The sequence below is a fragment of the Staphylococcus simulans genome (assembly GCF_003043455.1).
GTDB lineage: Bacteria > Bacillota > Bacilli > Staphylococcales > Staphylococcaceae > Staphylococcus > Staphylococcus simulans_A.
In genome coordinates, this window is record NZ_PZGG01000005.1 from 20,233 (window position 1) to 33,905 (window position 13,673).

Consider the following 13,673-nt stretch of genomic DNA (forward strand, 5'->3'; position numbering starts at 1 on the left):
ATAAGGTCTTGATTTCGTTATGAGCTGTAAACTTAAGCCCAACCACGATAGCGTGCTGCTTCTGCAGTACGTTTAATACCGATAATGTATGCTGCTAAACGCATATCAATTTTACGGTTTTGTGCTAATTCATAAATATCATTGAATGCTGTGATTAATTTATCACGCATTTTTTCGTTTACTTCATCTTCTGTCCAGTAGTAACCTTGGTTATTTTGAACCCACTCGAAGTAAGACACAGTTACACCGCCAGCACTCGCAAGTACGTCAGGTACTAATAAGATGCCGCGTTCGTGTAAGATACGTGTTGCTTCTAAAGTTGTAGGTCCGTTTGCTGCTTCTACTAAGATATCCGCTTTAATATTTGGCGCGTTATCTTTAGTAATTTGGTTTTCAATTGCAGCTGGAATTAAGATGTCGCAATCTAATTCAAAGAGTTCTTTGTTAGAAATTGTTTCTTCGAATAAGTTTGTTACTGTACCAAAGCTGTCTCTACGGTCTAATAGGTAATCGATATCTAAACCTTCTGGATCAGATAATGCACCGTATGCATCTGAGATACCGACAATCTTAGCGCCTTTATCAAATAAGAATTTCGCTAAGAAGCTACCTGCGTTACCGAAACCTTGAATTACAATTCTTGCCCCGTTTAAATCAAGGTTTTTAATTTTAGCCGCTTGTTCAATCGCAATAACTACCCCTAATGCTGTTGAACGGTCGCGTCCTTCAGAACCGCCAAGTACAATCGGTTTACCAGTGATAAATCCAGGTGAGTTGAATTTATCTAATGCACTGTACTCATCCATCATCCAAGCCATAATTTGTGAGTTTGTCATTACGTCTGGTGCTGGAATATCTTTAGAAGGTCCAACAATTTGTGAAATTGCACGTACATAACCACGAGATAAACGTTCTACTTCATGAATACTCATTTCACGTGGGTCACAGATGATACCGCCTTTACCGCCGCCGTATGGTAAGTCGACAATACCGCACTTCATTGTCATCCACATTGATAATGCTTTTACTTCATCTACGTTAACGTTCGGATGGAAACGAACGCCACCTTTAGTAGGTCCGACTGCGTCATTATGTTGTGCACGATAGCCAGTGAAAGTTTTAACAGTACCGTCATCCATTCTTACTGGAATACGAACTTCTAAAAATCTTAAAGGTTCTTTCACTAAATCATACATACCGTCATCAAAACCTAATTTATGCAAAGCTTCTTTGATAATTTGTTGTGTCGATGCCACTAAATTATTGTTCTCAGTCATAATCCTTCTCGCCTCTTTTTCCTAACAATGATTTCGCTTTCATTTGTATTGTAACATAAGCGCTACCTTTTTAAAGGGTTTTCATTCCTTTTGTTACAACTTTTTGAACTCAGCTGAAAACCTTCTTAATTCTGTCTAATGCGTCATCAATTTCTTCCTTAGAAATAATCAATGGCGGCGCAAATCGGATAACTGTTTCGTGTGTTTCTTTGCACAATAATCCCTGCTCTTTTAATGCTTCCGCGTATGGTCTCGCATTCTCGTTCAGTTCTAAACCGATGAATAAGCCACGTCCACGTACTTCTTTAATTGCTGGATGATCAATTTTTCTTAATTCCTCTTGGAAATAGTCACCAAGTTCTCTTGAACGTTCAGCAAGCTTTTCATCTACTAAAACATCTAGCGCCGCAATAGAGACTGCTGCAGCTAATGGATTACCACCGAATGTAGAACCATGTGAACCTGGTGTGAAGACATCTAATACTTCGTGATCCGCTGCTACTGCTGAAATCGGCAGCACACCGCCGCCAAGTGCTTTACCTAAGATGTACACATCTGGTTTTACATCGTCCCAGTCCGTCGCAAACATTTTACCTGAACGTCCTAAACCAGATTGAATTTCATCTGCGATAAATAAAACATTGTGCTCATCCGCAAGTTCACGAATCGCCTTCATATAACCTTCAGGCGGCACATTAATACCCGCTTCACCTTGAATCGGTTCTACTAAAATCGCAGCTGTATTTTCATTGATTGCTGCTTTTAATGCATCGACATCTCCGAAATCTACTTTTTTGAACCCTTCTAGTAAAGGACCATAGCCTCGTTGATATTCCGCTTCAGAAGACAATGATACCGGCGCCATCGTACGTCCATGGAAGTTGCCATTAAACGCGATGATTTCAGCTTTATCTGGGTCAATGCCTTTAACTTCATAAGACCAACGACGTGCGGCTTTAACCGCTGTTTCAACCGCTTCTGCACCTGTATTCATTGGTAAGATTTTTTCTTTTCCAGTTAATTCGCTGACTTTTTCGTACCAATCCCCTAAATTATCACTATTGAATGCACGAGAAACGAGTGTCACTTTATCCGCTTGATCTTTCAGCGCTTGAATAATTTTAGGATGACGGTGGCCTTGGTTGACTGCTGAATACGCAGCTAACATGTCCATATATTTGTTACCTTCTGGATCTGTTACCCAAATACCGTCTGCCTCAGAAATGACAATTGGAAGTGGCGTATAGTTGCGCGCCCCGTAGTGTTCTGTTTTTTTGATAATATCTTCTGTTCTTGTCATAAATGATTCCTCCTCTATATTACTTTGTTTTTATTTTTCTTATAGAATGTCACTCCATTGTATATTTTCAATACGTTAAAATAATTTTGAAAAAAATCACATTATAGGTATCGCAATCTGCGATGAGAGCTATAATGTGATTTGTATTGCTTACTTCCATCATGTTTCAAATTGGTTATATTGTTTTCGCTTATAAGTGTTCAGAAACTGTACGACCTTGTAGGTGAAGCACTAGATAGTCTGGGCCACCTGCTTTAGAGTCTGTACCTGACATTTTGAAGCCGCCGAATGGTTGGTATCCGACAACCGCACCTGTGCAACCACGGTTGAAGTAAAGGTTGCCGACCATAAAGTCGCGGCGTGCTTGTTCGAGTTTGAAGCGGTTATTCGAAATAACTGCACCTGTTAAGCCGTATTCAGTTGCGTTCGCATATTCAATCGCTTGATCGAAGTCTTTCGCTTTACTGAAACCAACAACAGGTCCGAAAATTTCTTCTTGCATCACGCGACTATCATAAGCTAAGTCTGCAAATACTGTCGGATATACAAAGTTTCCGACTTCATCATCAACTTTACCGCCAGTTACTAAACGACCTTCATCTTCACCGACTTTCAAGTAACTTTTGATTTTCTTCAATGCTTTCTCATCGATAACTGGTCCCATAAAGTTATTATAATCTGAAGCATCTCCGACCGTTAAAGCTTCAGTTGCTTTTTGAACACGTTCTAATAAGTCATCGTAAATATCTTCTACTGCGATAACACGTGAACATGCTGAACATTTTTGTCCAGAGAAACCGAATGCTGAGTAAACAATCGCATCAGTCGCCACATCTAAATCCGCTTCACTATCAACCACAATTGTATCTTTACCGCCCATTTCTGCAATGACACGTTTTAAATGGTTTTGACCTTCTTGGATTTTAGACGCTTTCTGCATAATGCTTGTACCGACATTTTTAGAACCAGTAAATGAAATTAAGCCGACATCTTTGTTTTCTACTAAGAAGTCACCGATATCACTAGAATCACCAGGAATCCAGTTCACTACCCCTTTTGGAAGTCCTGCTTCTTCTAATACTTCCATAAATTTGTATGAAATAACCGGTGTATTTGATGATGGTTTTAATAATACTGTATTACCTGTTACAACAGGTGCTACTGTTGTTCCTGCCATAATCGCATACGCAAAGTTCCATGGAGAGATAACGACAGAAACCCCGATTGGTAAATAATCAAATTGGTTATATTCTCCTGGACGAGAATTAACAGGTTTACCGTCTTTCAGCTCTAACATTTGACGCCCATAGTATTCCATGAAGTCAATAGCTTCTGCAGTATCAGCATCCGCTTCTTTCCAAGGCTTACCGCCTTCTTTTGTAAGCAATGCTGAAAATTCATGTTTACGGCGACGCGTAATCGCAGCAGCTCTGAATAAAATGTCTGCCCTTACTTCAGGTGCTACTGTGCGCCATGTTTTAAACGCTTCTTTCGCCGCTTCTAATGCTTTTTCCGCTAATTCTTTATTCGCCTTTGAGACATAACCGATTGTCTCTTCTCTATTTGACGGGTTGAATGATCTTACTTTATCGTCTGTATAGATACGTTCACCATTAATAATGAGCGGATACTCTTTACCTAAGTCTTCTTCGACTTTTTTGAGTGCTTTTTCATAAGCCTCTCTGTTCTCTGCTTTTTGGAAATCTGTAAATGGTTCATGTTTGTACGGAATCATTTTTAATCCCCCTTTGTTTAATATTAAAAATGGTATAAGAAAGCCCTTACATTTCTAATAATTACATAAAACTCCTATGATGTAAAAGGAAAAATGCTTAAAATTACGAAAATTTAAAATAGTGTGATTGCGCAAGACTGTCACGACAGGAAAAAGAAGATTCTACACAAAAATTTAAAAAAGACCACACGTTCAAATACGTGCAGTCTTTATACAACATCAACATATTGTTTTTAAATGATTTAATTTCAATGCCAAGCCGATTAATGTTCACCTTTTTTAGGCAGAGGATAGAAACCATTATCAAATTGTTTCCATAAGTTTGGCGGCAAGTTATGATTATCTTCACGAGTCGGATCAAAGTAAGAAATAATATCTTCTGTACGTCCTTCTTTAATCTTCTCAATAAAGTGAGCGTCTAATAAGATTTCTCGACCTAGCGCAATAAACTGTACACCTGTATTTAAAGCATCTAGCGCCTCATCAGCGTTAAAGATTGAACCGATACCTACTAGTGGGATTTTATCATCAATCCATTCACGAATAAGCGCAATACGCGTTTTACCTTCATAAGTGCCTCCCCTAGTCTCAGAGTGGATATCCATAAGAGAAGCATGAAGATAATCTAATGGTCTGCTAGATAAGTAACCTAAAAGTTCTTTAGTTTGTTCCATTTTAATACCGTCTTCTTCTGGATCTTCAGGTGAAAAACGATAACCTACAATAAAGTCTTTATCTGCGAATTTACGAACTGTGTCCAATACTTCATCTACTACTTCAAGTGGATATTTATACGGTTTACTCCATTCGTCTTGACGACGGTTATAGTGACGTGAAACGAATTGGTGAATTAAATAATGGTTCGCGCCATGGATTTCTACACCATCAAAGCCAGCTTCAATGACACGACGTGTGGCTTCACCGAAAGCTTTAATTGTATCTTCTATTTCATCAGGTGTCATCTCACGAGCATGATGTTCTTCTTGTTGACCAAAACTCTTCAATGAAATTGGACTTGGCGCAACTACATCTCCTTCTGGTGTTAAGTTAGGTAAGGATTGTGCACCGGCATGATGTATTTGTACAAGTGCTTTCGCACCATTTTTCTTCATAACATCTGCTAATTTTTTTAATCCTTCAATATCTGAGTCATGCGCTACTGAAGGCTGACCTGGGAAACCTTTACCAATATCTGTCACATTACTCGCAGCACTGACACTGATGCCTACATCTTTAGAGCGTAACTCCATATGCTTAAGCTCGTCATCTGAGATTGTGCCATCTTCATTTGAAGATACATGCGTCAGAGGTGCAAGCACAAAACGATTTCTGATTTCTACACCATTTGGCAAAGTATATGATTCAAACAATGGCTCATATTTTTTATCCATCTTTACGTGCCTCCTAATTTAACTTTGTGCATTCATTTTAAAGCACCTATAAATAAATTAAAAAAGAATCGCTCAAATTGTTTTGAAGATAAAATAAATAAAAGGCCAACATACCACATGCTTATCATGTCGTATATTGACCTTTATATGAGATTAGAGTTTATTTTCTCTAATCATTCTCTTAGACTGCGCAATCCAAACCGGTAAACGTTCTTCTAATGTTTGAAACCCGTATTTTTCATTTTCTTTGATCTCATCCAAAACAGATTTTTTCTCTTTCTTACGTTCATAATTTTTAAAATAGTCATTATCCTTTAATGACAAATTGAGTTTACCTTCTTCATCTATAGACAATATCTTGGCTCTGACAATTTGTCCTTCAGATAAGAACCGATTTAAATTATGGACATAATCATTCATGATTTCTGATATATGAATGAGTCCTTCCGTGTTGTCAGGGGTTTCTACAAATGCGCCATAAGGTTGAATACCAGTCACTTTCACTTTTACGTGTTGTCCTGATTTATAGTGATTATTCAACTTAATAACCCCTTAATTTCGTATTATTTCTAACAATAACATCATAGCATAAAATAAAGAGGCTCACTAACCGTAACGGTATGATATTTTCGAATTTTTTGATTTATAGCGCAAATTTCAACGTAATGAATATGATAAATCAATATCTTTAAACCGCAACAACTCACTTCTAAAAACATAAAAGCACCTCTACTACCGATATCAAATCTATAATAGAGGTGCAACACTTACTTATTTAAATGTTCTTTTGAAAGAACGCTTATTTTTCAGTGTTATCTTTGTCTTCATTTTTACGTTTTCTGAAGAACATCATTAAACCACCAATCGCAAACATTAATGAAGCGTATTGTGGGTCAATAGATGATACATCTTGACCTGTTTCTGGTAATGCTTTCGCTTTGTTTTTGCCTGCTTTGCCAGCTTTAGCTTTATTTTCGCCAGCTTTTGTAACTTTTGTAGCTTTAGATGTTTGTTTATCTTGTGCTTTCGCATCAGATTTCACATCAGTTTTAACTGTTTCTGATTTAGGTTCAGTTGTTTTTCCTGTTTCTTTCGCAGGAGCTTTAACTTTTTCTAAACCATTTAATGCAGTTTCAACAGCTTTAGTTGCCTCTTTAATAGCTTGGACAGAAACATTATCTACTTTTTCAACAATGACTTTTCCATCTACAACTGCTTCATCTAATTTTTCAACAGATTCAGTAGTGTATTTAGATTTATCAACGGCTTTAGCTTCATCTAATGCTTTTTCAAGTTCAGCTAACGCATCTGCTTTGGCTTTCGCAACTGCATCTGCTTTATCTTGAGCAGCTTTAGTTTCAAGTGCTTTAGCTAAATCAGATTGTGCTTTGTCCACAGATTCTTGAGTCGCATTTTGATCTGCTTCAACAGTTACCGCTGTATCTAACGCATCTTTCACTGCTTTGTCTTCTTTATCAGTTACGTTCAAGTCTAAGTCTTCGGCAGTTTTGATCATTTTTTCAAGTTCTGTTTTATCTGCTTTTGTGATTAAGCTTGATTGTGTTGATTTCAACACTTCAGTTGCTTTCACAACTTGTTCTACTGTTACTGATTCTGGGTTGTTCACGATACCTTGGGCTACCGCTTGTGCTTCTTCGAATGGAACAACACTGTTTGGTGTGAAGTTATCTTTCACCACTGTTCTTGATTTTGCAAGTTGTGCTTTCAATGCTTCTAACGCTTTGTTGAACGCATCGACTTTATCTTGAGCCACTTTATTTTGGATGGCTTTTTCTAATTCAGAAGTTGCTTTATTCACAGACTCTTGAGTTACGTTTTGATCTTTTTGAACTGTCACAGCTGTATCTAACGCATCTTTCACTGCTTTGTCTTTCTTATCAGTTACATTCAAGTCTAAGCCTTCAGCAGTTTTAATCACTTTTTCAAGTTCTGATTTATCTGCTTTTGAAACTAAACTTGATTGTGTTGATTTCAACACTTCAGTTGCTTTCACAACTTGTTCTACTGTTACTGATTCTGGATTGTTCACGATACCTTGAGCTACCGCTTGTGCTTCTTCGAATGGAGCAACACTGTTCGGAGTGAAGTTATCTTTAACCACTGTTCTTGATTTTGCAAGTTGTGCTTTCAATGCTTCAAGTGCTTTATTGAATGCTTGTACTTTTTCTTGATCAGCTTTGTCTTGTGCAGCTTTATTTTCAAGTGCTTTAGCTAAATCAGATTGTGCTTTATCTACTTCTTCTTGTGTTGCGTTGAAGTCTTCTTGAACTGTGATAGCTTTGTCTAAAGCATCTTTAACTGCTTTATCTTCTTTATCGTTAACGTTCAAGTCAGTATTTTCTGCTGTGTCGATGACTTTATCAAGTTCAACTTTGTCAGCTTTTTCTACTAAGTGTTTTTGAGCTTCTTTCAAGTCTTGTGTTGCTTTATTGATTTCTTCAACTGTTTTATCAGTAGAATTATTCACAATAGTTTGACCTGCTGTTTCAGCTTTAGTTAATGGCTCTACGCTGTTTGGAGTATAAGCATATTTGTCAATTGAAGCTACTTTTTCAAGTTCTTTTTTCAACACTTCTAATGCAGCGTTTACTTGATCTGCTTTATCTTGAGTCGCTTTAGTTTCAAGCGCTTTAGCTAAGTCAGATTGTGCTTTATCCACTTCTTCTTGTGTTGCGTTAAAGTCTTCTTGAACTGTGATAGCTTTGTCTAAAGCGTCTTTGACTGCTTTATCTTCTTTATCGTTAACGTTCAAGTCAGTATTTTCTGCTGTGTCGATGACTTTATCAAGTTCAACTTTGTCAGCTTTTTCTACTAAGTGTTTTTGCGCTTCTTTCAAGTCTTGTGTTGCTTTATTGATTTCTTCAACTGTTTTATCAGTAGAATTATTTACAATAGTTTGACCTGCTGTTTCAGCTTTAGTTAATGGCTCTACGCTGTTTGGAGTATAAGCATATTTATCAATTGAAGCTACTTTTTCAAGTTCTTTTTTCAACACTTCTAATGCAGCGTTTACTTGATCTGCTTTATCTTGAGTCGCTTTAGTTTCAAGCGCTTTAGCTAAGTCAGATTGTGCTTTGTCCACTTCTTCTTGTGTAGCATTATAGTCTTCTTGAACTGTGATAGCTTTTTCTAAAGCGTCTTTGACTGCTTTATCTTCTTTATCGTTAACGTTCAAGTCAGTATTTTCTGCTGTGTCGATGACTTTATCAAGTTCAACTTTGTCAGCTTTTTCTACTAAGTGTTTTTGAGCTTCTTTCAAGTCTTGTGTTGCTTTATTGATTTCTTCAACTGTTTTACCAGTAGAATTATTCACAATAGTTTGACCTGCTGTTTCAGCATCATTAACTGGTTTAACACTATTAGGAGTGTAGAAGTCTTTATCGATAGTTTTGACTTTTTCAAGTTCTGCTTTCAATGCGTCAAGCGCTTTGTTGAAGGCGTCTACTTTATCTTGAGTTGTTTTAGCATTTACTGCATTTTCAAGATCAGTTTTAGCTTTATCGACTGTTTCTTGTGATGCGTTTTGATCTGCTTGAACTTCTTTAGCAGTATTTAATGCATCTTGAACGGCTTTGTCTTCTTTATCAGCTGGGTTAAGCTCTAAAGCTTCTGTAGTTTTAACAACTTTGTTCAACTCTTCTTTATTTGCTTTAAGTTCAAGTTTATTTTGAGCATCAGTGATTGCTTTTGTTGCTGCTTTGATTTCTTCAACTGATTTAGTTGCGTCATCTTTAGTAGTTTCACCCGCTGTGACTGCTGCATCAAATGGTGTAACTGTGTTTGGTTTATAGTCATCTTTCTTAACTGTTTTAGCATCATCAATTGCTTTTTGTAATTCATCTAAAGCATCTTGATGTACTTTTGCAGCAACTGCATCATTGATAGCTTTTGTTGCATCTGCCACTTGTTGTGGTGTTGCATTGTCATCTTTATTGACTGTTTGTGCAGCATTGATAGCATCTTGAACAGCTTTGTCCTCTTTATCAGTTGGTTCTAAACCAGTAATAGCAGTTGCAGTATCAAGCGCTTTTTGTAAATCAGTTTTGTCTGCTTTTGGCACTAAAGCATCTTTGGCGTCTTTCAATGCTTTTGTCGCATTAATGATTTCTTCAGTTGTTTTAGTATCCGGTGCATCTGCAATAGCTTGTGCTGCTGTTTGTTTTTCAGTTAATGGTGTTACTGTATCTGGTGTGAACGTTGCTTTATCTAAAGCTTTAACTTTATTCAATTCATCATTTAATGCATCAAGTGCTGCTTGTTTTGCGGCTGCATCTTGAGCATCTTTAGCATCTTGGTCTTTTTTAGTATTCACTGCATTATCCAAATTAGTTTGAGCTGTATTTACCGCATCTTGTGTTGCGTTGTCATCAGCTTGAACTGTTTTCGCTTTATCTAATGCATCTTGAACAGCTTTGTCTTCAGTATCAGCTGGATTTAATGGTAATGTTTCAGCTGTTTTAACTGAATTATTTAAATCAGCTTTATTAGCTTTTGGAACTAAAGCATCTTGAGCATCTTTCAATGCTTTTGTTGCGGCATTGATTTCTTCAGTTGTTTTAGTATCTGGTGCATCTGCAATGGCTTGTGCTGCTGTTTGTTTTTCAGTTAATGGTGTTACAGTGTTTGGTGTATAAGTTGCTTTGTCTAAACCTTGAACTTTTTTCAATTCATTATTTAATGCATCAAGTGCTGCTTTTTTAGCCGCTGCATCTTTAGCAATTTGATCATCTTGAGCTTTTTTAGCTGTAATCGCATTATTCAAATCATCTGTAGCTGTTTTAACTTGATCAGCTGTTGCATCACCATTCGCATCAACCGCATTTGCTGCTGCTAATTTATCTTGTAATGTTTTATCTACAGGATTATTTGGATTTAAATTGTTATAACCATTAGCTGTATTAATTGCTGTTTTAAGTGTTGTTTTATCTGCTTGAGGAACTAATACTTCTTGTGCATCCTCTAATGCATTTGTAGCTGCTTTAATCTCAGCAATTGTTTTAGAACCTGGTGAACCTAAAATAGTTTTAGCATTTGTCACAGCTTCAGCTAACGCTTTATTACTACTTGTTGTATAAAGAGTTGGATTTAAAGCTTCAGCATACTCTAATGTTTGTCTTAATTCCTCTAAAGCGTCTTCTTTATCTGTTTCATCTTGTGAATTTTTGACTGCTATCGCATTATCTAAATCAGTTTTTGCTTTATTAACTGCAGGTTGATCTGCATTTAAATCACCTTGAACAGTTTTAGCAGTTGCTAAAGCTGTTTTAAGCGCATCATCTTCAGGATCTCCAGCTTCTAAAGGTTGAAGCGCTTCTGCTGTTGTAATAGATTGATTCAACCCTGCTTTATCTGCTCTTGGAACTAATGCATTTTTAGCATCTTTAATAGCTTTTGATGCATCAGTAAATTGTGCATTTGAACCATTTTCAGGTTGACCTGCTAATGTGTCACCCGCTGTTACTTTTGCTTCATATGCTTCAACACTTTTTGGTGTATAACTATCTTTATTTACAGTAGCTGCATCTGCTACTGCTGCTTTCAATTCTTTAAGTGCAGCATTAGGTTGCACAGTAATACTAAATGTAGAAGTACCTGGTTCGCTCTTTTCTTGTTTTGCAGTTACAGTGACATTAAATGTTCCTTCAGCTGTAGGTGTACCTGTAATTTGTTTTGTTGCCGCATCAAATGATAAACCTGCTGGTAGACCCGTTACTGTTACAGTAGGAGCTGGGTTTAAATCTCCTTCAACATTTACAGCGATTGGAGTAATTGGTGTATAAGCTTCTCCTGTTTGTGCATTGATTGGTGTGATTGTAGGCGCTTGAGCACCTGCTACAGAAATTTTAAATGTTTTAGTAGTTGTATTTCCAGCCATATCTGTTGCTGTTACTTCAACAGTTGCATCTCCAGGTGTTGTTGGGGTACCTGTAATTTGTTTTGTTGTTTCATTAAATGATAAACCAGTTGGTAAACCTGTAACTGTTATTGTGTCAAAGTGTCCACTATTATCGGTAATATCTAAAGCGATAGGTGCAATAGCTTCTGAAACATTTGTAGTAACATCTGTAACGTCTGCAATTTTAGGAGCTTGAATATCAACAACTGTATACACAAGTTGTTGCGCATCATTTTCTAAAGTGACAGTTCCAGCGCCTTCGTCGAAACCATTTGCATTATTATCATTTCTAACTTTTATATCACCAAATTCATAACCTTTCTCAGCTAAATATTCAGTGTGATCTTTTAATGTAATTGTTTCTTTAACATCTCCCGCAGAGCGAAGAGGTTTATCGATTGCTTCTTCAGTATCATCGTCTATAAAGTATTCATCTAATATAGCTGATGCTGTAAATCTGAACTCATCTAATTTGACTTGTTGTAAATTATAATGATCTGTAGTTGAAGCTACAATTGAAAAAGCAAATGAATCTTTATGTGAATAATTAATATAGTCTGTCATGTTTTGAGTCCATGTTTGAGTACCATACGTAATTGTCATCACTTTAGTTGTACCATTATAATTAAATTTAAAAGGTACTAATTGATTATTTGGTTGTTCTTTTAATAAAGCCGCATCTCCTGTACCATTTGTAGTTAATAATACAGTATTAACTTGACCTGTATCTGTAGTGTAAATAAATGAGCCAAATGCACCTTTATTCTCAAATATATTAATATCCGAATATGCTTTGTTTACATCATCATTAGTCATGTTAACAAATGTGTCTAATTTAAAACCAAAACTAAATGATTCGCCACCAATACCAAACCCTTGGCCTGTTAGCCCAATGGTATCAGTCTTGCCTGGGTTGAATGTAATCGCTAGACCTTCTCCACCGGTTACCCCATCTTTTGGATGACCTTCATATTTATCACCAAGATTAACCGCTCCAGAAAAGCTGAAATCTTTAGTTAAATTTAGTTTAACATCTAAAGACATAGCTCCACTTTTGTTCGCTTCATTAGTCGTTAATGTTACAACACCGTTTTGAGAATCATAAGTTGCATCTTTTAACATTTTAAAATATTCATCAAAATTTTCTTTAGTTACAACAATTTCTTGGCTTGCAACTTCTTCCAGGTCAAATGCTCTTGTTGAATAACCTGAAGCTTCTTCACCTGTTCTAGGTAAAGTTGCTTGAGGGCTAAATAAATCTTTTTGAGCTGATGCTTCTTCAAGTAAGAGTCTTAGTACTTCTGATTTTAATTGTTCTGGAGTTAAGTCAGTTGTGTCAATAACTGCTAGAACTGCATCCACTTTAGCGCTGTCATAGTCATTACTCAAGTCTGCTTTGACTTTTTCAACTTTTTGTTCTGGAGACAATAAAGGTGTTTCAGTTACTGTTTCAACCGCTTTTTCCACTGCTGGCTCAGTTGCAGGAGTGACTACTGATTCAGTAGCTTCTTTTTTATTTTCAGTAACAGGTTCTGATGCTTTCTCAACAGTTGCTTCTGATTTCACTGGTTCAGCTTCAGTAGAAGGTGTTTCTTTTGTTTTTTCAAGTGACGTTTTGTTGTTTTCCACGGGTGCTTGTTGTGTCGAACTACTATCATTAGAAGCCTCTACAACTGTATTGTTATCGTTTATATTCTCTGCTGCTTTGGCTTCGCCGCTATGACCTAAGAATAATAGAGATCCGATTAGAATAGATGCTGTACCTACAGTAAATCTTCTAATAGAGTATCTATTTCTTAAGTTAGGCAAAAAGTCCAATTTTTTCATATGATGTCCTCCGATACTAGTATATTTCTACTACACTTTTATTATAATATTGTGTTGCCCAATTGTATATTATATAAATTTTATGTTTTAATAGTCATTATTAGGTATATTCATTTTTTTATAATCAATATTTATATGTAGATTTCATATACTTTATTGATATCAAAGCACTTATACACATCACCGTATATAAAACTGACTATTCTACTCACATTTATTGTTGATA

6 protein-coding genes are annotated in these 13,673 nt (G+C 36.4%); all 6 read right to left on the reverse strand.

Translation table 11 applies throughout. From position 1 onward, the window contains the following. Window positions 1–32 precede the first annotated feature (32 nt). Window positions 33–1,277: a Glu/Leu/Phe/Val family dehydrogenase gene (locus BU038_RS01700; RefSeq protein WP_002481866.1), complete on the reverse strand. Its 1,245-nt coding sequence runs from the start codon at window positions 1,275–1,277 to the stop codon at window positions 33–35. A 109-nt stretch (window positions 1,278–1,386) separates the two neighbouring features. Further along, a complete protein-coding gene (locus tag BU038_RS01705) occupies window positions 1,387–2,577 on the reverse strand; it encodes an ornithine--oxo-acid transaminase (RefSeq protein ID WP_107604527.1) in 1,191 nt (396 codons plus the stop codon). A 190-nt stretch (window positions 2,578–2,767) separates the two neighbouring features. Beyond that, on the reverse strand, window positions 2,768–4,312 hold the full coding sequence (gene pruA, locus BU038_RS01710; protein ID WP_002481864.1) for an L-glutamate gamma-semialdehyde dehydrogenase: 1,545 nt from the start codon (window positions 4,310–4,312) through the stop codon (window positions 2,768–2,770). A gap of 263 nt (window positions 4,313–4,575) precedes the next feature. Next, on the reverse strand, window positions 4,576–5,703 hold the full coding sequence (locus BU038_RS01715) for an NADH-dependent flavin oxidoreductase (protein WP_107604528.1): 1,128 nt from the start codon (window positions 5,701–5,703) through the stop codon (window positions 4,576–4,578). 153 nt (window positions 5,704–5,856) lie between these two features. Continuing rightward, window positions 5,857–6,243, reverse strand: coding sequence for a S1 domain-containing post-transcriptional regulator Ygs (ygs, locus tag BU038_RS01720; protein WP_107604529.1), 387 nt, complete (start codon window positions 6,241–6,243; stop codon window positions 5,857–5,859). Between the two features lie 259 nt (window positions 6,244–6,502). Continuing rightward, window positions 6,503–13,447 carry a lectin-like domain-containing protein gene (locus BU038_RS01725; protein WP_107604530.1) on the reverse strand — a complete coding sequence of 2,315 codons (6,945 nt, stop codon included), beginning with the start codon at window positions 13,445–13,447 and terminating at the stop codon, window positions 6,503–6,505. Between the last annotated feature and the right edge of the window lie 226 nt (window positions 13,448–13,673).

Coding starts and splice junctions, on each gene's coding strand:
- BU038_RS01725 (WP_107604530.1), bottom strand. CDS start 13,447: ATGAAAAAATTGGACTTTTTGCCTAACTTAAGAAATAGATACTCTATT.
- BU038_RS01705 (WP_107604527.1), bottom strand. CDS start 2,577: ATGACAAGAACAGAAGATATTATCAAAAAAACAGAACACTACGGGGCG.
- BU038_RS01700 (WP_002481866.1), bottom strand. CDS start 1,277: ATGACTGAGAACAATAATTTAGTGGCATCGACACAACAAATTATCAAA.
- BU038_RS01715 (WP_107604528.1), bottom strand. CDS start 5,703: ATGGATAAAAAATATGAGCCATTGTTTGAATCATATACTTTGCCAAAT.
- pruA (WP_002481864.1), bottom strand. CDS start 4,312: ATGATTCCGTACAAACATGAACCATTTACAGATTTCCAAAAAGCAGAG.